This window comes from Algoriphagus aquaeductus (assembly GCF_003253485.1).
Taxonomy (GTDB): Bacteria; Bacteroidota; Bacteroidia; order Cytophagales; family Cyclobacteriaceae; genus Algoriphagus; species Algoriphagus aquaeductus.
Genome location: NZ_QKTX01000004.1, coordinates 222,548 through 242,311 on the forward strand (window position 1 = coordinate 222,548; position 19,764 = coordinate 242,311).

The 19,764-nt window shown below is 45.5% G+C and carries 16 protein-coding genes; 14 read left to right on the top strand and 2 right to left on the bottom strand.

The window, feature by feature from the left end; genetic code table 11:
- Positions 1 to 14: 14 nt before the first annotated feature.
- Positions 15 to 1,133 carry an FG-GAP repeat domain-containing protein gene (locus CLV31_RS07275; RefSeq protein ID WP_317048777.1) on the top strand — a complete coding sequence of 373 codons (1,119 nt, stop codon included), beginning with the start codon at positions 15 to 17 and terminating at the stop codon, positions 1,131 to 1,133.
- Positions 1,134 to 1,193: 60 nt separating this feature from the next.
- On the opposite strand, the gene CLV31_RS07280 is transcribed toward CLV31_RS07275, so the two are convergent.
- Positions 1,194 to 2,408, bottom strand: a complete 1,215-nt coding sequence (locus CLV31_RS07280) for an ATP-binding protein (protein WP_111392216.1) — start codon at positions 2,406 to 2,408, stop codon at positions 1,194 to 1,196.
- A gap of 214 nt (positions 2,409 to 2,622) precedes the next feature.
- On the opposite strand from CLV31_RS07280, the gene CLV31_RS07285 reads away from it, so the two are divergent.
- From CLV31_RS07285 to CLV31_RS07305, 5 genes are all read left to right on the top strand, one after another.
- Positions 2,623 to 3,186 (top strand): DUF2975 domain-containing protein, encoded by a 564-nt coding sequence (locus tag CLV31_RS07285; RefSeq protein ID WP_111392217.1) that lies wholly within the window; start codon positions 2,623 to 2,625, stop codon positions 3,184 to 3,186.
- A gap of 12 nt (positions 3,187 to 3,198) precedes the next feature.
- Complete coding sequence (locus tag CLV31_RS07290) at positions 3,199 to 3,735, top strand: DUF2975 domain-containing protein (RefSeq protein WP_111392218.1); 537 nt, start codon at positions 3,199 to 3,201, stop codon at positions 3,733 to 3,735.
- Between the two features lie 28 nt (positions 3,736 to 3,763).
- Positions 3,764 to 4,519, top strand: a complete 756-nt coding sequence (locus tag CLV31_RS07295) for a DUF2975 domain-containing protein (protein WP_111392219.1) — start codon at positions 3,764 to 3,766, stop codon at positions 4,517 to 4,519.
- A gap of 3 nt (positions 4,520 to 4,522) precedes the next feature.
- Entirely contained in the window at positions 4,523 to 4,729 is a 207-nt protein-coding gene (locus CLV31_RS07300; RefSeq protein ID WP_111392220.1) for a helix-turn-helix domain-containing protein, read from the top strand.
- A 162-nt stretch (positions 4,730 to 4,891) separates the two neighbouring features.
- Positions 4,892 to 5,536 carry a YdeI/OmpD-associated family protein gene (locus CLV31_RS07305; protein WP_317048778.1) on the top strand — a complete coding sequence of 215 codons (645 nt, stop codon included), beginning with the start codon at positions 4,892 to 4,894 and terminating at the stop codon, positions 5,534 to 5,536.
- 168 nt (positions 5,537 to 5,704) lie between these two features.
- Here CLV31_RS07305 and CLV31_RS07310 read toward each other — a convergent pair whose 3' ends face one another.
- Positions 5,705 to 7,219, bottom strand: coding sequence for a DUF1593 domain-containing protein (locus tag CLV31_RS07310; RefSeq protein ID WP_111392221.1), 1,515 nt, complete (start codon positions 7,217 to 7,219; stop codon positions 5,705 to 5,707).
- A 319-nt stretch (positions 7,220 to 7,538) separates the two neighbouring features.
- Here CLV31_RS07310 and CLV31_RS07315 point away from each other — a divergent pair, with 319 nt between their 5' ends.
- The 8 genes from CLV31_RS07315 (at position 7,539) to ygiD (ending at position 19,571) form a co-directional block, all read left to right on the top strand.
- A complete protein-coding gene (locus CLV31_RS07315; protein WP_245943346.1) occupies positions 7,539 to 12,386 on the top strand; it encodes a RecQ family ATP-dependent DNA helicase in 4,848 nt (1,615 codons plus the stop codon).
- Positions 12,387 to 12,749: 363 nt separating this feature from the next.
- A complete protein-coding gene (locus CLV31_RS07325) occupies positions 12,750 to 13,085 on the top strand; it encodes a type II toxin-antitoxin system RelE/ParE family toxin (RefSeq protein WP_111392224.1) in 336 nt (111 codons plus the stop codon).
- Positions 13,086 to 13,089: 4 nt separating this feature from the next.
- Positions 13,090 to 13,389, top strand: coding sequence for a helix-turn-helix domain-containing protein (locus CLV31_RS07330; RefSeq protein WP_009033879.1), 300 nt, complete (start codon positions 13,090 to 13,092; stop codon positions 13,387 to 13,389).
- 700 nt (positions 13,390 to 14,089) lie between these two features.
- The gene (locus CLV31_RS07340) at positions 14,090 to 15,499 is read left to right on the top strand and encodes a Gfo/Idh/MocA family protein (protein WP_111392226.1); all 1,410 of its coding nucleotides are present in this window, start codon (positions 14,090 to 14,092) and stop codon (positions 15,497 to 15,499) included.
- 207 nt (positions 15,500 to 15,706) lie between these two features.
- On the top strand, positions 15,707 to 16,549 hold the full coding sequence (locus CLV31_RS07345; RefSeq protein WP_111392227.1) for a helix-turn-helix transcriptional regulator: 843 nt from the start codon (positions 15,707 to 15,709) through the stop codon (positions 16,547 to 16,549).
- A gap of 282 nt (positions 16,550 to 16,831) precedes the next feature.
- A complete protein-coding gene (locus tag CLV31_RS07350; RefSeq protein WP_111392228.1) occupies positions 16,832 to 17,614 on the top strand; it encodes a glucose 1-dehydrogenase in 783 nt (260 codons plus the stop codon).
- A 136-nt stretch (positions 17,615 to 17,750) separates the two neighbouring features.
- Positions 17,751 to 18,671 carry a DsbA family protein gene (locus tag CLV31_RS07355; protein WP_111392229.1) on the top strand — a complete coding sequence of 307 codons (921 nt, stop codon included), beginning with the start codon at positions 17,751 to 17,753 and terminating at the stop codon, positions 18,669 to 18,671.
- Positions 18,672 to 18,746: 75 nt separating this feature from the next.
- Positions 18,747 to 19,571 (top strand): 4,5-DOPA-extradiol-dioxygenase, encoded by an 825-nt coding sequence (gene ygiD, locus CLV31_RS07360; RefSeq protein ID WP_245943347.1) that lies wholly within the window; start codon positions 18,747 to 18,749, stop codon positions 19,569 to 19,571.
- The last annotated feature ends 193 nt before the right edge of the window (positions 19,572 to 19,764 follow it).

The window sequence follows — 19,764 nt, forward strand, 5'->3', positions numbered from 1 at the left end:
ATCATAAATCGTAAATGATGAAACCCCTTCTAATTCTAGCCATATTCTCCATATCCTCGGTTTCATACGCTCAATCCAAAAACCTCCGTTTCGAAAAGCAGCAAATCGCTTACGAAAGCTATGAGTCTGTTGGGATCATGGATGTAGACAAGGATGGGCATCTGGATTTGGTATCGGGAAGCTACTGGTACAAAGGTCCAAAATTCCTGGAGCGGCAGCTGATTGGTCAAGTGAAGCGATTTGGGGAATATTATGAGGATTTTTCGACCATCCCAATGGATGTGAATGGGGACGGAAACATGGACTTCATCACTGGGGGCTGGTTTGAGGGGAAACTGATCTGGAAAGAAAATCCCGGAAAAGCTTCAGAATGGAAAGAGCACCTCATCGCCGAAACAGGAAACATTGAGACTGTCCGTGCTTGGGATTTGGATGGAGATGGCACTCTGGAGATCGTGCCCAATACCCCGAGAAAACCCTTAGCCTTTTACAAATGGGTCGGTCCAAACCAATTCGAAAAATACGAGGTCTTCGAAACCCAAGGCCATGGACTGGGTTTTGGTGATATCAATGGTGATGGTTGGGGGGATTTGGTCAGCAGCTATGGCTGGTATGAAGCACCCGCAGATTTGAGGTATGGGGAGTGGACTTTTCACCCGACCTTTGAACTCGGAGATGTGAGTGTTCCCATCATCGTGACTGACTTGAACGGGGACGGAATGAATGACCTGATCCTAGGAAATGGGCATAACTACGGACTCTTTTGGATGGAGCAAAAGCGGGATGCAGAGGGGAAAATCAGCTTTGTCAAACACGACATCGATCCCTACCACGCCCAATACCACGTGATGGAATGGATCGATCTGGACGGAGATGGACAAAACGAACTGATCACGGGCAAGCGCTACCGGGCACACAATGGAAAAGACCCGGGCGAATTGGATGATATCGGATTGTACTATTTCAAATGGAACGGAAAGACTTTCTCCAAAAATGTAATCAGCTATGGCCCGTTTGGTGAGGGAAAAGGCACCGGGCTCTACTTTTCCACCGGAGACTTAAACCGCGATGGGAAAATAGACATCGCCGTGGCTGGGAAAGATGGCTTGGCGGTGTTTTATCAGAAGGATTGAATTGGATAAAAGTAGAGTTGGGATTCTGGCTCTGCTTTTTAGATAGGGCGAGACCCTGCCCTAAAGTTCCATCGTGATAAACTCAAATGCGGGAATGAGTTCCACTGTCTTACCACTTTCTTCAAATCGATCTCGCTGATTAGCCGTTACGATCCAACCTATTTCCAAATTGAAAAAATCAAGGGCTTGTAACAATCCTTTGTATTCTCTCGAAAAATTTTCATCAGAAATCTGGTAACACACCTGAATGGCATGAGTTATTTTCCCTTTTTCGGAAACCACAAAATCGCATTCCCCTTTCTCAATGAAGTAATGAATAGAATTATACTTACGACGAAGGTGTAGATAGATTAAGTTTTCCAACTTCCTTCCATTGTTTTCAGAAAATGAAGTTGAAACAGCTGTAGCTAATCCCAAATCAAGAGCGTACACTTTTTTGGGATTGCGATTTTGAGCTTTGAGCGAATAGCTGAATTGAGGCACAAAATCCATCAGGTAAGAATTTTGGAAATAGGAGAAAAAATCCAAAATCGTCACTGCCGATTTGATCCCAAACATCCCGACCAACTTATTGGCAGAGGTTGGCACTCCCAGATTACTCAGCAAATATAAAGCAAGCTGTTTGAGTGAAGCTATATCCCTTATCCCATGGCGAACAGCAATATCCTTTACCAAGATATCATCCAACAAAGCAGCAATGATTAACTCATTTTTACTTTTCACAAACTCTGGAATGCCTCCAATTTTTAAATATGCTTCAAGAGATTCGTAAGAAACAGCACTGCTGGTGAAAGAGATAAACTCCTGATATGAAAATGGAAACAACTCCATAGACAGATGCCTTCCTGTCAAATGAGTGCCCAATTCCCCACTGAGCAATGAGGCATTAGAACCCGTGACGAATACAAAAAAGCCTTCACGCAAGAGCTGATTTACGAAAATCTCCCACTTTTCTATCAACTGAACTTCATCAAAAAAAATAACCTGAACAGCCCTTTGTTTGATTTCCGAATAAAGCCGGGGAAAATCTGACGGCTCAAACGCTATCAATCGTATATCCTCAAAATTCAGGTAAATGGCATTTTGATTCTTCTGGTTCATCAGCTGAAGCAATAATGTGCTCTTGCCACATCTTCTGAGTCCAGTAATGATGGTAGCAAAACTCTCCACGATAGGAATCTTGGAGAGAGATTCCCTAATAAGACCTTGATCTTTCCCTTGGAAATATTCTTGTTGAGAATCTATTACGAGAGCGATTTCTTCTTGTCTTAACATTTCCTTTTTCCAATATCTTACATTACAAATGTAAGACTTTTTATATTATTAATAAAAAACCTCTTCCATTACCAATAAAAGACTTTACTAAAACTCTTTTTCCCATTTCAGGGATAGGATGAGAATTTACTTTCAGAAATATTTTTTTTCAATACTTATTTATTGTTTTTCAATAAATTTTTACTGACTTTTGAAAAGTCAAATCCATACCACTATGAACTCAATCAAAACTCAATGGAAAGAAAAGTGGGTGAACCAGCCTTCTTTGATGCTCATCACCGTAGTCATCTGGTCCATCTTTATCGGGCTGTGCATTCAGGCAGGAGCCTTGCTTTTCACCTTTGCCTACAGTCTGTTTAATCCCATCGTTTCCCAAAATCTCTATGAGGGGCTCAATCTTTCGGCTTTGCGTGAGCAAAATATCTGGTATTACGGGGGAGTACTTTCCATCGTCCTCTTTATCGCAGGCCAAAAAGCTTACTTGTTTTTCCTGATGATTAGGATTTTTCTGAAGATCAATCTGATCCAGCCTTTCAGCCGTGAAGTGTCTAAGTTGATCTCCTCGATCAGCTACGTGGCCCTTGAGATCGGGGCGGGGATCATTATTGCCTCAGGTATATTCAAATGGATGCAGGTACGAGGCTATGAATTGGATCGAGTCCCGCAAATATTGGGTGGTGGCTTTGAGTTTTTGCTGATGGCTGCCTTACTGATTGCCATCGGGATGGTCTTCAAGCGAGGCGTGGAGATTCAGGAAGAAAATGAATTGACTGTCTAAGCTTACTCCACCATGTCACCGAAAACCGACCTCGTCATCAAGTTTCTCCATGTGATCTCCTGGATCATTTTCATCGCGCTGTGCTATCAGACAGGCGCCTTGATGTTCAACTATGCCTTCATGCAATTCCGGGTTTTTCCCCCGGAAAATCAATACCTCATTTTGGATCTCACCGAACTCTTTACCCAAAGTGAACTTTATTTTGGTTTGCTTTTCGGCTTGGCGATTGGAGTAAATGGATTAAAGGCTTATACCTTTTATCTGATCACCCTGATTTTCCAATACCTGAATATTCACAAGCCCTTTAGCCATGAAATGTCCCGTCTGATTTCCAAGATCAGCTATTACATTTTTGCGGTGGGCATCTTGGGCGTAGTCGCTCAGGGAGTCACTGATGAACTGGCCAAACAGGGCTTTCGGGTTGCCAAGGCCTATGTTCATTGGGACGATTATTCAGCCTTTCTGATGATGGCTGCGGTAGTATTCGTGATCGCCCAGATTTTCAAAAAAGGGCTGGAACTGCAGGATGAAAGTGAATTGACTGTCTAAGGCTTACTAAATCGAAAGATAAATTCTTATGAAAATAACTAAATTATTACTCTGGTTTTCTTACATCAGTTTTGCAGGAAGTCTCTGTATAATCTTATTTCTTGGTAATTTCTTCCTAGAAAGAGATTTCAATAATCAAGAAGGCGAAAAAGAAAGTTTGGCAGGAGTAGTTTCTAAGAGTATAACCTCAAAATTTGAGCTACCTATGAACTTAAACGTGGAGTACTATTTCCGCATCAAAAACGGAAAGCTTTTGGTGGATAGCTATTTCTTGAAAATTCAAAAGAAATTCCTAACCAATGTAGCCCAAGTTCAAAATGTAAAAAAGAGTGAGGATTACCCAATGCCTCTGCAAGAGAACCTTTACACAATGCCTGACACAGATACCTATTTGTACATTCCAATTCCTTATTCAAGTATCAAGGCGGCGATTATAATTTTTAAATTTTACTTCTTTTTGGCCTCAATATTTTTATTAGCTGCAATTTTTCTAACCATCAGATTCCTACAGAACTGTGAAAAAGGACATTTCTTTATTCAAAGCAACATCACATTTATCCGAGTGATTTCTTATCTCGGAATTGGATACAGTTTAATGGACTATGGAATCCAATGGATCACATTCAAAATATTAAACAATAGCTTTAGTGAATTCCCATTAAATATAAATTCCGCATTGGATTTTAACTGGGCTTACGTCATCGCTTCACTTTTTTTGCTGTTAATCATCCAGGCCTTTTCTGAAGGAATAAAACTAAAAGAGGAACAATCCCTAACCATCTAAGCCATGGCAATTATCGTGAATCTAGACGTGATGATGGCCAAACGGAAAATGTCCCTCAATGAGCTTTCGGAAAAGGTGGACATCACGCTCTCTAACTTATCGATCCTGAAAACCGGCAAGGCCAAAGCCATCCGCTTCAGCACACTGGAGTCCATTTGCAAGGCGCTGGACTGTCAGCCGGGAGATATTTTGGAGTTTCGAGAGGAGTAATGGAGAGTAGCAAGTATCTGGTATCAAGTATCAAGATTAGAGACAAGAAACGAGAGACAAGAAGCTAGACTCAAACAGATCGAATTTCGAAATTTATCATTCGATGTTCAAAATTTATAAATTTCGAAGGTCGAACACTGAATTTCGAATGTCGAATATCGAATGATGAAGATCCCTATGCATCAGCCCAACCCCCAAGTCGACCAATTTCTCCTCGAAGGGTGCATGCGCTGCCCAAAAGGAGCAACGCCCGCCTGTAAAGTTCATCGTTGGACTGACATTCTCGAATTTCTGCGGCAACTATTACTGGAAACCGAACTGACGGAAGAGCGGAAATGGGGAGTACCAACCTACACGCTGAATGGAAAAAATGTAATCATGCTGGGTGTGTTTAATGATTCCTGTGTCATGAGTTTCCTGAAGGGAAGTTTGATGCAGGATCCAAAGGGAATTTTAGACTTGCCAGGCCCTAATTCCCACGAGGGAAGGATCATCCGATTTACGGAATTGGATCAGGCAGAAAAACTGGAAAAAGAACTCAAAGCCTATATCTCCCAAGCCATCGAAATCGAGAAGTCCGGAAAAAAACTCGAAAAACCGGAGCCATCTACCCAGGAAATCCCCGAGGAACTCATTCAGAAATTTGAAGAACACGAAGGCTTGGAAAAGGCTTTTTTTGCACTTACTCCCGGACGTCAACGGGGCTACTTGATCCACTTCACTGGAGCCAAGCAATCCGCTACAAGATTAAGTCGCATCGAAAAATGTATCCCGAAGATTTTTGAAGGAAAAGGGATGATGGATTAATACCACAAAGAGCTCCAAGGATTACTGAGAGGACACAAAGAAAAAGTGATCAGTTGGCACTTGCAGTTTTCAGTTCTGGCAATGAGACCGTTTTAATCTTTCTGAACCTTTTGCGAGACGGTAAGTCCTCCTTTGAGCCCTCTCATCTACCCTTTGTGGTCTTGGCGGTTAAACCTCAATCACAAATCGCACATACCTCGTCATCGGATGCACTCCATTGTCTTTGACCTCAGCAATCACATGCAGCTGACCGATAGCCTTGGCATCCAAACCCACCTCCACTTGATTCCCATTGGCGCTTAGTTCAACTTCCCCGGTATAGGTTCCTACTTCTTTATAAATCCAAAACTTTGTCTCTACCTGATCTCCGTCCGGATCGGAGGTCTGAACCTCCAAGCTCAGTTTTTTTCCGAGTTTGGCAGAAAGTCGGGTTCCGCCCACTGCCTTCACCACCGGAGGATGATTGGCATCGGCATAGTCCATCACACACCAATCTGCCCGTGCGGCAAAGTCCTGCTGAATCGCCTCAATCCAGCGAATTTGGGGATAAGTCGCATCAAGGGTGTCGGTAAACGGATTGTAATCCAGTACAGCTTTACCATCTTCCCAACGATTGGGTTGCTCGGCAGACTGGACCAATCGACCTCCCCAACCACCCCATTGCGGCTGATTGAGATTATCCAGACCAACATCGATCAGGTGCAAGTAAGCCGGAGAATCGCCTTCCGAGATAAAGTCATACACCCCAAAGGTTCCCCATTGAGCATTGACCAACTTGGTGGGATCGCCGTGGATATGCTCGTCATCCCCTGCCTGCACCTGACCATCCCCGTAGCTGTAGTATTGCTTAAGCAGGGGACCGTGGTTATTGATGATTTCATCTCCCATAAACTTCCCTTCGAAAAGGTACTGTTGGGATTCAGGCACTGCTCTCTTCCAAGGATAGGCAAAGCACCAAAACTGACTGGCATTGTAGTAAATCTTCAAATCCGGCCAGTTGGGAGCGATGTTCTTCCGATAGGTCGCATCTTGGTCAAGAATCGCATAAATGATGGCCTTATCGATCACCTTTTTGTAAATGCTTTCCCACTCTGCTGTGCCTTTGTACTGATCTTCGATGGACTTCAATGCACGGGCGATGGTGTTGGTTCCACCCCAAACCTGGAGATAAATCGGCTCCATATCCTCATCCAGCAACTTGGCTTTGATAAAGTCTGAACCTTCCGTATCCACTTCCATTTCTCCCTCGAAGTCAATATTTCCTACTCTTACCACAGACCTCAGATAAACCGCTGTAGGAAAACCCTCTGCATGCTGACTCAGCTTGGGATAGACTACCTCATAAGCATCGAGAAGGGGATTCATCCACTCTACTCCCGGCCAGCGCAAGTCCGTCTTGGCCCCGTACATGGTTTTAGTCATTTCCATCTCCGAGGTAAAAAGCGTCCCCTTTCCATCCCCCTTGTAATGCCACATCGAAGAAGAATAGATCAAGCCTTCAATTCGGAATTCATTCGCATAAAGCAGCATCCGAATAAAAGAATCCACATCATCAATCTCCCCGTCGGTGGTGACGATGGTTCGGGGCTTTTTCACTTCAGGAGTAGCTTCCTCCACCGATTCGATCTTGGATTGGCAGGAGAAAAAGGAAAACAGCAAAGTGATCAGGAAAAGGTAGCGCATGGGTTAAGGGGTTTGAGAAAGGGAAAATAGGGAAAGGGCGGGAATTACCCATTACCTCCTACTAAAGCACGAGGTAATTCATTGCCAATAATCCAAATCTTTGAGAGGAAAGCTGCCTTAGCCCATTCTAGAAAATACTATGCTTTCAATACGGCTTTAGCCCAAATAAAAGACAGAAAAGCCTACAAACCATTTTATCCCCTCAATCTAAAAAACCAAATAGAAACCACCATTCCTGTTTTACGCTTGGACAATACTAAAATCAGGATATATTCACGAAGGAAACGGAGGGTAAAGTCAACTAAAAGCTCATCATCATTTGCATCGATCCACTTTGGACACCATTGTCTTTTTCGATACAGAAATCGATCCCCACAACCAAAAAATCCTAGATATCGGGGCCGTAACGGATGGAGGCAATACATTTCATCAGCCGAACGTCCATTCATTTCTGGAATTTTTCAAAGGAAACCACTATGCCTGTGGGCACAATATCTTCCTTCACGACCTGAAATACATCGGAAAAGTCATCTCCAAAGCAGGAATCCCTCCACATCACTGCATAGACACGCTTTTCCTTTCCCCCCTCCTTTTCCCAGCCAAACCCTACCACCGCCTCGTCAAGGACGACAAACTCCAGACCGATGAAATAAACAACCCCCTCAACGATTCCATCAAAGCTCGGGATCTGTTTTTCGACGAAGTGGAAGCATTCAGGAGATTGCCGGATGGCCTGAAATTCATTTACAGTGGTCTTTTGGCCGACAAACGGGGGTTTACGGGCTTTTTCAACTTCAATTCCCAGTCAACATTCGATGGAGATCTGAAGTCTTTAATTCATCGGCAGTTTGATCGGGCCATTTGCCATCATGCAAGCCTGGATTCCATCATTGCCCAGCACCCGGTCGAACTCGCCTACAGCCTCGCCTTGATTTATTCCTTCACCGTTTCTGAACGAGACTTTTCCATCACTCCTCCTTGGGTGATGCGGAATTTTCCAGACGTGGAGCGGATTACTTTTCTGCTGCGAAATACTCCATGCATTCCAGGTTGCCCCTATTGCCGGCAGGCCTTAGATATTCATCGCGGTCTGAAGCGGTTCTTTGGATTTGACTCCTATCGTACCTATGGTGGTGAGCCTCTCCAGGAAAAAGCGGTGCAGGCGGCCGTTCAGCACCAATCCATTTTGGCCATTTTCCCCACTGGAGGGGGCAAATCGATCACCTTTCAGGTGCCTGCCCTTATGAGCGGGGAAAATTCCCGGGGCCTGACCATAGTCATTTCGCCGCTCCAGTCCCTGATGAAAGATCAGGTGGACAATCTGGAGAAAATCGGCATTACCCAGGCTGTGACGATCAACGGCCTTCTGGATCCGATCGAGCGCGCCAAATCCTTCGAGCGGGTGGAAGACGGGTCTGCCTCTATTCTCTATATTTCTCCGGAGTCTCTTCGCTCCAAGTCCATCGAGCGATTGATTCTAGGCAGAAAAATCAGCCGGTTTGTGATCGATGAAGCACACTGTTTTTCGGCTTGGGGACAGGACTTTCGCGTCGATTACCTGTACATCGGAGATTTTATCCGGTCTATTCAGGATCGAAAACATCTGAGCTCCCCCATCCCGATTTCCTGCTTTACCGCCACAGCAAAGCAAAAAGTCATCGAAGACATTTTGGGCTATTTCAAGGAAAAGCTGAACCTTGACCTGAAACTGTTTACCTCCACGGCCTCACGCACCAACTTACAATATCGGGTTTTTGAAAAGCAGGATGAAGAGTCCAAATACCTGGCACTTCGGGATCTGATCGATGAAAAAGGCTGTCCCACCATCGTCTATGTCTCCCGAACCCGAAAAGCCAAAAAACTCACAGATCGACTAGTGGCTGACGGCTATTTGGCCAAGGCTTACCATGGGAAAATGGACAAGCAGGAAAAATCCGAAAACCAGGATTCTTTCATGGAAGGCCACACCCAAATCATGGTGGCCACCTCGGCTTTTGGGATGGGTGTGGACAAAAAAGACGTCGGTCTAGTCGTCCATTTTGAGATTTCGGATTCTTTGGAAAATTACGTTCAGGAAGCAGGAAGGGCCGGAAGAGACGAGAAAATACAGGCAGACTGCTATGTCCTGTTTAATGAGGAAGACCTCAGCAAGCATTTTCTGCTGCTGAACCAAACGAAACTTTCGATCAAGGAAATTCAGCAGGTGTGGAAAGCCATCAAAGACATCACCAAGCTTCGCCACAAAGTTTCCAATTCGGCACTGGAAATCGCCCGAAAGGCCGGTTGGGATGATGATGTGGCTGAAATAGAAACCCGAATCACCACCGCCATCGCTGCCTTGGAAGATGCCGGCTACCTGAAGCGAGGGCAAAACATGCCGAGAATCTTTGCCAACAGCATTTTGTCCCACACAGCCCAAGAGGCCATCGATAAAATTAATAGCTCGGATCGCTTTCAGCCCAAGCAAAAAGAACAAGGCGTTCGGATCATCAAAAAGCTATTTTCCAGCAAAAGCCGAAAACACGCAAACGAAGAAGTCGCGGAAACCCGTATCGACTACATCAGCGATCACCTGGGGATTGTCAAACAGGAAGTGATCAATATCATTCACCTCCTTCGGGAGGAAAAAGTCCTCGCTGACGCAAAAGACCTCACCGCGTTTATCAAATCGGGTGAAACTGTCAACCATGCACTCCTCGGAGCTGAAATCTATGGCAAAATCGAAAACCAATTGGTTCAGCTTATTGAGCAGGAAGAAAAGAAATTTCACCTGAAAGAACTGAACGAGCAGCTAGAAACAGACGGACTGGAGGGAGTCAATCCAACCCGAATCAAAACCGTCCTCAATTTCTGGTCGATCAAAAACTGGATCCAACGCAAAACAGACTCCTTTTCCAAAAATCACTTTTCAGTGCTCAGTCTTCACCCAAGGGAAATCCTCAAAGACAAACTGCAAAAGCGTCACGTCCTTGCGCGGTTTATCCTCGAGTACCTTCACAGGAAAAGTCACTCACCGAGTCAGGAACTCACCCTTTGGAAAGAGGAACTGCTGGTGGAATTTTCAGTGTTGGAGCTCTTACATGCCTATGAGACGAGCAACGACCTGTTCAAACTTTCGGTAGATTCGGATGATATCGAGGATACACTTTTTTACCTCTCCAAAATTGAGGCTCTGAAGATTGAAGGAGGTTTTCTCGTAGTGTATAACCAACTCACAATCGAACGATTGGAGCGGGACAATCGAAAAAAATACACCCTGGAGGACTACCAAAAACTAAGTCAGTTTTACGATAACAAAGTCCAGCAAATCCACATAGTCGGCGAATACGCCAAAAAAATGATTGGCAACTACCGCGAAGCCTTGCAGTTTGTCGAGGACTATTTCCATCTCAACTATGGCTCCTTTCTCCGAAGATATTTTCCCGGCAGCAAGGCTGAGGAGCTCAAACTGAAAATGACTCCGAGGAAGTTTCACCAACTTTTTGGAGAACTTTCACCTGCGCAACTTGCGATCGTGAAGGACTCCAAATCCAAATACATCGGAGTCGCAGCCGGTCCCGGAAGTGGGAAGACCCGGATTTTGGTGCATAAGCTGGCCTCACTCCTGCTGATGGAAGATGTCAAGCACGAGCAGTTGCTCATGCTGACTTTTTCCAGGGCAGCCACCACAGAATTTAAGCATCGGCTGCTAGGACTGATAGGCAACGCTGCCAACTTTGTCGAGATCAAGACCTTTCACTCCTATTGCTTTGACTTGTTGGGCAGAGTGGGGAGTTTGGAAAAATCGGGAGAAATTCTGAAAACGGCCATCGAAAGGATTAAAGAGGGAGAAGTGGAGATGAATCGGATCACCAAGACCGTATTGGTCATCGATGAGGCACAGGATATGGATGCCGACGAATTTGAGCTGATCCGAACACTCATGCAAAGCAATGAAGACCTGAGAGTCATCGCAGTGGGAGATGATGACCAAAACATCTATGAGTTTAGAGGTTCGAGTTCGTCTTATTTTGAAAAGTTGATCAAGGCCAAAGGCTCCACCAAGTACGAGTTGGTCGAAAACTACCGAAGTCTCCCCAACCTGGTGGAGTTCAACAATCAATGGGCACAAAAAATCAATCATCGCCTCAAGGAGTTTCCTATCATAGCCAAGCAGACCGAGCCGGGTACAATCCGGATATTCAGGTATCAAAGCTCCAATCTCATCCTTCCTGTGGCAAATCAGATTGCTGAAAGCCCCTTGAAAGGAAGCGCTTGCGTACTGGCCAAAACCAATGAGGAAGCACTTCAACTCTGCGGTATGCTTTTGAAAAACGGACTAAAAGCCAAGCTCATCCAATCCAATGAGGACTTCATCTTGGCTAGCCTTACGGAAGTAAGGTACTTTTCCAATCAGCTTTTCACCCATTCAGACACTTATCTGATTCCGGAAGATCTCTGGGATTCTGCCAAGGGTGATCTCAAAAGAAGGCATCACCGCAGCACCAAGCTGGATAGTTGCCTGGCTTTGATCCGGGATTTTGAGCGGAGTCATCCACTCAAAAAATACAAGTCCGATTGGGAGGTTTTTCTGCGGGAATCCAAGCTGGAGGATTTTCACCTGGCAGATCAAGAAACCATCCTCGTATCCACCATGCACAAGGTGAAAGGGAGGGAATTTGATCAGGTATTTCTCATGCTGGACAACTACCGAATCGACTCTGACTCGGACAAAAGATTGCTGTATGTGGCAATGACACGCGCAAAGAAAAACCTCACAATCCACCTCAATTCTGGGTTTCTGGATGATTTGGAAACTCAAAACTTGAAGAGAATAGAAGACCAAAACCCGTATCTGCCCTCCACCTGCCTGACCAAACAGCTTACCTTTAAGGACGTTTGGCTGGATTACTTCACCAGTCGTCAGTATTTGGTAAACAACTTGACCTCTGGTGATCAACTGACCCTGAATGAGAGCGGTTGTGAAAATTCAAAAGGGAAAAGCGTTTTAAAGTTTTCCCAGAAATTTCTTCAAGAAATGAATGAGTTGAAAAGAAAAGGATTCATGCCTAAATCATCCAAAGTAAATTTTATCCTTTATTGGAGAAAAGAGGAAGATCAGCAGGAATATCAGGTGATTCTGCCAGAGATTGAATTTGAAAGAAAGGAACCGATTCAGCTGTCGTGACCCTCCAATTTATCCCTCCTAGGTGTAGACTACTTCCCACAAGCATTGAGGTTCAGGAAAGAGCCGGGCGGGATTTGCAATTCCGCCCTTCTATTTTCAGGAATTTGCAATTCCATTTCCTCCTATTAAGCAAAATGAATTGGGCTAAAGCCCACCAGTTCTACACCTTTCCTTTTCCCCTCCAGCTAAAGCAGGAGGCAATTCAAAGACTGCGATCCCAATTCTTGAATAGGAATACGGCTTTAGCCCATTTTCAGAAAATCCTGATCTACCCCACTGCGCCAAGCGCCAAACCGTTAGAGTGCATTAAAGGAAACCGCTGCATTTTTGGAAAATGTTATCTTTTGAGATAACTTTGTGGATATGGTAAGGAAGATCATTTTTTATGAAAACCACTTTATTGAATTTTACCAAAGCCAGAATGATAAGGTAAAAAGTAAGATCCAATATGTATTTGAACTGATCAAGCAAGTAGAAAGGGTACCAGAAAAGTTTCTCAAGCATCTTGAAGGAACTGAGGGGTTATATGAAATAAGAGTTGAGTTTCAATCAAATATTTTCAGGATCTTTTGCTGCTTTGATGAAGAAAGGCTGGTGGTTCTGTTCAACGGTTTTCAAAAAAAGACCCAAAAGACTCCGAAGAATGAATTGGAGAAAGCAGAAAGGTTAATGAAGGAATATTTTCAAACAAAGAAATAAAATCATGAAGGATTATAGCAAAGTCAAAACATTCGATGAACTGATCGAATTGGAACATGGAAAAATCGGAAGTGAAAGCAGAAATAAGTATGAAGAAAATGCCCAGATGTTCATCATCAGCGAAATGCTAAAAGAAGCGAGGAAGGAAGCAAATCTGACTCAAGAACAATTGGCAGAAAAAGCAGGTACAAAGAAAAGTTATATTTCCAAGCTTGAAAATGGAAAAGGAAATATTCAGTTGTCAACTTTGATCCGGATTTTCGAACAAGGACTGAATAAAAGAATTGGCTTAACATTCCTGTGAGCATTCGAAAGGAATAACGCACGCTAACATCACCTTGGAAGACAGCGGGCAATTCCGAGTAAATTGAAAGTTTAGTATCTTCAAGGAGTTAGGAGTAGGTTGGAAGAGAACGGCTCCGAAAGTCCGCCGTCTCCTAGATGAATCCCCTTAGTCAGAATTAAACAACGACATGCGAGACAATTTTGCACCTCAAATTATTGAAGCTTTAAAAAAAGAGCGGCATTCATCAGCTCAATTCCAGACTGTAAAAAAATGACGATAGGCCCCTTCTGAGTGTAGAATTTGAGATTGAATAATCGGAATTCCCCCCCTCCTAGGTGTAGACTACTTCCCACAAGCATTGAGGTTCAGTAAGGAGCTGGGCGGGATTTGTAATTCCGCCCTTCTATTTTTTGGAATTTGTAATTCCATTTCCTCCAATTCAGCAAAATGATTTGGGCTAAAGCCCAGCTAATACTGATTCCTTTTCCCCTCCAGCTAAAGCAGGAGGCAATTCAAAGACTGCGATCCCAATTCTTGAATAGGAATGCGGCTTCAGCCCATTCCCAGAAAATCCTGATCTACCCCACGCGGGCTTTAGCCCAAAAAATCACCTATTTTTCACCTTCAATTATTCCTCAAAGGGCCATATCATCCCCCGAATGGTTGGGTTCGAAGGACCAAATCCAATAAATTTAAACCGATCGAACCCTTACTAACCATGAACAACGATAAAGCACCCTTTTCCCGGAGAGATTTTGTGAAAGCCGCTGCACTCAGCGGTGCAGGAATGATGATTGTACCCCGACATGTGATCGGAGGACCGGGCTACACCGCCCCCAGTGATCAGGTCAACTTGGGCATCATCGGTGCAGGGGGAAAAGGAAAGCAAAACGCCGCGGAGTTTTTGAAACTGGAAAATGTCAATATCAGCGCCGTAGCAGATCCGGCTTACTACTGGAATCTGGCGGATTTTTACTACCGCTCCGAGGCCGGAAGAGGTCCTGTGACAGAAATGATCGAGACGCAGCAAGCAGCAAAAGGCAACACCAAGCGGGTGGCTCAATACAACAATTTCCGCAAAATGATGGAAAATACCACCGAACTGGACGGCATCGTGATCTCCACGCCTGACCATACCCATGCTTACATCGCCCTGATGGCCCTGAAAATGGGCAAGCACGTATTCTGCGAAAAACCCCTCACCCACAATATCTGGGAAGCCCGCGAGGTAGCCAAAGTAACCCAGGAAACCGGCCTGATGACCCAAATGGGCAATATGGGACACTCCACGGATGGCATCCGTGAGACGGTCGAATACCTGCGTGCCGGTGTGATCGGGGAAGTCAAAGAATGCCATGCTTGGGTTCCTGCGGGCCGATGGATCCCCAGCCTGAGAGGATTGCCAGAAGGAAAAAGTACCATGCCTGTCGGTTTTGACTGGGATCAATGGATCGGCCCACGGGAAATGGTGCCTTTCCACGAGAATTATGTTCCGGTCACTTGGAGGGATTTTTGGGATTATGGTTGCGGGGCTTTGGGCGATTTTGGTTGCCATGATTTGGATGCCGTGACTTGGGCCTTTAATCTGAAAAGTCCGGATACGGTTCAGGTATTCCCTGCCGGCTATTCCGACAGCAAAATCGCTCCTTATGGGGAAATTGGCTATTTCAATTTCTCTTCGAAAGGAGATCAAAAAGCCATGAAAATCAACTGGTATTCCGGCGGCTTAAAGCCTGACCTGCATCCTGCCTTGCCGACAGGCTATGCCTATCCGGCCAGAGCTTCCATGTTTGTTGGCAGCAAAGGCATCATCATCAATGACGGAAGCCAGCGCAAGCCTCAGGTTTTCCCGGAGTCTCTCCGAAACAGCATCAAACCGCCCAAGCAAACGATCGCCCGATCTGCAGGCCATTTCCAGGACTGGGTCAATGCCATCCGAAACAAGGAGCAATCTTCAGCCAATTTTGAGTATGGTTCCCGATTGACTGAGATCACCTTGCTGGGTGTATTGTCCCTGCGAATGGGAGGAAAATTGATCCAATGGGATTATGAAAATATGAAGGCAAAAGGCATCCCGGAAGCCGATCAGTACATCAAGGAGCCTGTCAGATCGGGTTGGGAAATGTAAGTCCTATCCACCATTCTAAAGGGAGCGATTTGGCTCCCTTTTTTGTCTACCCTTGGTACTTTCGGACAAGAACCACCTATTTCAAGTATCCCAATATCCTCGAATACAAAGGTTGCTTTAGCCCAAAACCCCTCCACATTTTCCAGATCCCACCTCCCCTTCCCTCCTTAGATAGCCTTATATTTATCCATATCAGCGATCATTTCAATGCAGCAACTTTTCCAAATCTTCCGGGTGGACAGTGCCGAAGCCCAGCGAATCAGCGCTTCGCCGGCTGAACCCCACCTTCATACCTACGAGGAACTCATCATCGGTATGGAGGGGCAGCTCGAGCATTTTATCGACTTTCAGACGACCGTACTTGAGGCTCCTTTCGTGAGTTTTGTGACCAAAGGAAAGGTTCACCGGGTGATTCCCCAGCTGAAAAACGGCGCCTGCGACCTGTGGGTAATCCGTTTTCAAAGTGAATTTATCCCCGAAATCACCTTCCAACTTTACGCCAGCTACCACAATCGGGCGATGTTGAAGCTGCCCGATGATTACTGTTTCAGGCGGCTGACTACTCTTTGTCAACTTCTGAACGAGGAGATGCATCAGGAAACGCCCGATCTGAGCGTGGTGAGGCATTTGCTCACGGCCCTGTTTATCATGATCGAATCGGAAAAAAACAAAACCCACCCAAAGGAATTCCAGCTTTCTCCTACACAAAACACCACCCTTCAAAACTTCCTGAAGATCCTTGAGGAAAACTTCCGAAGGCCTGTCGGAGTGGATTTTTATGCGGAAAAACTGTTTATGTCTGCACGAAATCTCAACTTGATCTGCAAAAACATCCTCCAGCAGACTGTCTCCGAAATCATCGAAACCCGCAAACTCATTGAAGCAAAAAACCAGTTGACCTACTCGGACAAAAACATTTCTGAAATCGGCTATGACTTGGGCTTCAACGAAAAGGCCTACTTCACCAACGTGTTTAAAAAGCGGACCGGGCAGACGCCCTCAGAGTTTCGGGAAGAGATGCGAAAGCTGCTTTCTAGGAAGGTCGTTTGATTTTCTAAAAAATCATTTTTACTTCTGAACCTTAATGCCCTCAAATACCTCAATGGTTTAAATAAAAGCCTCTTAAGAGCCAAGTTACCTCCAGTTTTTAGGAATAAATAGATGGTATCCAATCTTAGTCAATTTCAAAGTTGTTTTTTCGGTAGGTCAAATTCCAAACTCCTCGTTTTCCATTTTTTACAACTCTTCTTCCTGAAACTGTTACCCCCTGCAGACTGATTCTAAGGAACTTTGTCATATAGGTTTTATTGACCACTATAAAAGCAAACTGCCATGAAAAATAAAGTAATGATCATCACCGGTGCCGCAATGGGACTGGGATATGCCGCAGCCAAAGAATTAGCCTCCAAAGGAGCTCATCTTGTGCTCGTGGATTACAACCAAAAATCGCTCGAAGATGCCAAATCCGAGATAATCAAGGAATTTCCTCAGGCCAAAATCATCACCGTCATTGCGGATGTCTCCAAAGAGGATGCCGTCAAAAACTACGTGGATGAAGCCGTGAAAGCCTTTGGCCGAATCGACGGATTTTACAACAACGCCGGCATCGAAGGCCGTCAAGCCCCCATCACCGAATACGATGTAGATGTGTTCAAAAAGGTAATCGACATCAACCTGATGGGCGTGTACTACGGCATGCGCTATGTGATTCCTGTGATGCAAAAGCAGCAATTTGGTCGGATCGTCAACGTGGCTTCCGTGGGAGGTATCCGAGGTGTGCTCAACCAAACTCCCTACGTGGCGAGCAAGCACGCAGTCTCCGGTATGACCAAAAACGCCGCCCTGGAATATGGCAGAGATGGAATTCTGACCAACGCAATTGCACCGGGGGCGATTTTGACTCCGATGGTGGCCGAAGCGTTCAAGCAGGTCAATCCGGCTGATCCCAAAGCTGCCGAAAGTGAATACGCTCAACGCAACCCGACCAAGCGACTCGGAAAGCCCGAGGAAGTGGCCAAGTTGGTAGCATTCCTTCTCAGTGAAGACAACGGCTATGTCAGCGGACAGACCATTGCCATCGATGGTGGTGAGTCCAACATCTACGGCAACTCTTAATTACCATTCAATTTGAAAGGGGCTTTCTCAAGTAAGTCAGCTTTACCCTTCGACTCCGCTCGGGGTGACACTGAATTTTCATAGGGACATGCCTCTTTCCCCTTTTCTAAACCACTATTTACTATCCCAACAACCCATGGACACCCAACTCAATCCACTACTCTGCGATATAGAGACCGGCATGTGCGAGATTCCTGACATGCAGGAAAACGAACACGCCAAAGCAGGTGTAGAACCTACCCAAAAGCCACTTAAAGTCATTTACTACACCGATCCGATTTGTTCCTCCTGCTGGGGAATCGAGCCTCAGTTGAGAAAACTCAAGCTGGAGTATGGCAAAATCCTCGAAATGGACTACCGCATGGGCGGGCTTTTGCCTGACTGGAGTTACAACAGCGGAGGAATCAGCAAACCTTCCGATGTGGCCCATCATTGGGATGAGGTCAGTAGGTATTACGACATGCCCATCGATGGGGACGTATGGCTGGAAGACCCCATGAACTCTTCCTATCCTCCTTCGATCGCCTTCAAAGCAGCACAACTTCAGGACAAGTACAAAGCCATCGAGTTCCTTCGAGAACTTAGAGAATTGCTTTTCCTCCACAAGAAAAACATCAACAAATGGGAGCCTATGGCAAAAGCCGCAGAGGCAGCAGGACTGAATGTGGATCAACTCAAAGCCGACTACGAAAGCACCGCAAAGGCACTTTTCCAAGAGGACTTGCAGCTGGCTCGGGAGCTCGGAGTACGGGGATTTCCGTCTATTTTCTTTGTGGATGAGTCCGGCAACCGAGAATTTGTCTACGGTTCCAAACCCTACTCAGCTTACGAAAACGCAATTCAGAAACTCCTTCCGACTGCAAAAAAATCAGCTTACGACACGACTTGGAGAGGTTTGTTTTCCAAATTTAAAACCTTGACAGCCAAGGAATTTTCAGTCCTTTCCGAAATGGATCGACAGGAAAGCGAGCAGTTTTTGGATAACTTAACCGAAGAAGGCAGATTGGAAAAGTACACCACCAAAAATGGGGCAATCTGGAAATTGATCTCCAAATGACAGGTGATGGACCGAAAATCCTTTCTCAAAACCCTGGTCCCGCTCTTGGCAGCGGGACCGCTAACTTTCGCAGGAATGAAACTTCAAGACTTATCAAAAATGACCGCACCTTTGGGTAAAACACCCAAGATGCCGGTACTTTTTCTCGGACACGGCAGCCCGATGAATGCCATCGAGGAAAATGAATTTGTGAGCGGATTCCGAAATGTGGCCAAAACCATTCCCAAACCCAACGCCATTCTTTGTGTTTCGGCCCATTGGGAAACCAGAGGCACCTATGTCACGGCCATGGCCCATCCGCCTACGATCCATGACTTTGGAGGATTTCCCAAAGCCCTCTTTGATGTGCAATATCCCGCACCCGGGAGTCCAGATTTGGCCAAGGAAACCCAATCCCTGATCACCAAAACCGAAGTCGGTCTGGATGACAAATGGGGTCTGGATCACGGCGCCTGGAGTGTGATCAAACACCTGTATCCTGCTGCTGACATTCCGGTGATTCAGCTCAGCCTCGACTACAGCAAGACGCCACAGTACCATTACGAACTTGCTCAGGAGATCAAATCCCTGCGGGAAAAAGGAGTACTGATCATCGGCAGCGGCAATATGGTGCACAACCTGAGAATGGTAGAGTGGAGACGGCTCAATGACACTTATGGCTTTGACTGGGCAATCGAGGCCAATGAACAAATGAAATCCCATATCCTCAGCGGAGATCACCAACCCTTGATCCATTTCCGCTCTCAGGGCCGGGCATGGGATTTGGCGATTCCTACGCCGGAGCACTATTTGCCTTTGCTGTATTCTATGGCATTGCGTGAAGAAAGTGACTCAGTCAGTCTGTTCAACGACCAACCCGTGGCGGGTTCGCTGACGATGACTTCGGTGAAAATCGGGTAGATCGAGGGATATTGGAAATAACCCCCTATTTCCCCACAAACAATTCCATTCAAAGCATAAGGGAGTGTTTTTCAACGTATTTTTCTAACTTATAATGAATATACGGAATCTTGCCAGTAGCATTTCTAAAGGTCAGAAGACCAAGTTAACGCCATATTTTTGGGAATCTTCGGTCTTCGGTCATCGGTCTTCC

Excerpts from the sequence above, each read along its gene's own strand:
- CLV31_RS07340 (WP_111392226.1), top strand. The coding sequence starts at position 14,090 with ATGAACAACGATAAAGCACCCTTTTCCCGGAGAGATTTTGTGAAAGCC.
- CLV31_RS07310 (WP_111392221.1), bottom strand. The coding sequence starts at position 7,219 with ATGCGCTACCTTTTCCTGATCACTTTGCTGTTTTCCTTTTTCTCCTGC.
- CLV31_RS07350 (WP_111392228.1), top strand. The coding sequence starts at position 16,832 with ATGAAAAATAAAGTAATGATCATCACCGGTGCCGCAATGGGACTGGGA.
- CLV31_RS07330 (WP_009033879.1), top strand. The coding sequence starts at position 13,090 with ATGAAGGATTATAGCAAAGTCAAAACATTCGATGAACTGATCGAATTG.
- CLV31_RS07305 (WP_317048778.1), top strand. The coding sequence starts at position 4,892 with ATGATGAAGATCCCTATGCATCAGCCCAACCCCCAAGTCGACCAATTT.
- CLV31_RS07290 (WP_111392218.1), top strand. The coding sequence starts at position 3,199 with ATGTCACCGAAAACCGACCTCGTCATCAAGTTTCTCCATGTGATCTCC.
- CLV31_RS07355 (WP_111392229.1), top strand. The coding sequence starts at position 17,751 with ATGGACACCCAACTCAATCCACTACTCTGCGATATAGAGACCGGCATG.
- CLV31_RS07275 (WP_317048777.1), top strand. The coding sequence starts at position 15 with ATGATGAAACCCCTTCTAATTCTAGCCATATTCTCCATATCCTCGGTT.
- CLV31_RS07280 (WP_111392216.1), bottom strand. The coding sequence starts at position 2,408 with ATGTTAAGACAAGAAGAAATCGCTCTCGTAATAGATTCTCAACAAGAA.
- CLV31_RS07325 (WP_111392224.1), top strand. The coding sequence starts at position 12,750 with ATGGTAAGGAAGATCATTTTTTATGAAAACCACTTTATTGAATTTTAC.
- CLV31_RS07345 (WP_111392227.1), top strand. The coding sequence starts at position 15,707 with ATGCAGCAACTTTTCCAAATCTTCCGGGTGGACAGTGCCGAAGCCCAG.
- CLV31_RS07295 (WP_111392219.1), top strand. The coding sequence starts at position 3,764 with ATGAAAATAACTAAATTATTACTCTGGTTTTCTTACATCAGTTTTGCA.
- CLV31_RS07300 (WP_111392220.1), top strand. The coding sequence starts at position 4,523 with ATGGCAATTATCGTGAATCTAGACGTGATGATGGCCAAACGGAAAATG.
- ygiD (WP_245943347.1), top strand. The coding sequence starts at position 18,747 with ATGAAACTTCAAGACTTATCAAAAATGACCGCACCTTTGGGTAAAACA.
- CLV31_RS07285 (WP_111392217.1), top strand. The coding sequence starts at position 2,623 with ATGAACTCAATCAAAACTCAATGGAAAGAAAAGTGGGTGAACCAGCCT.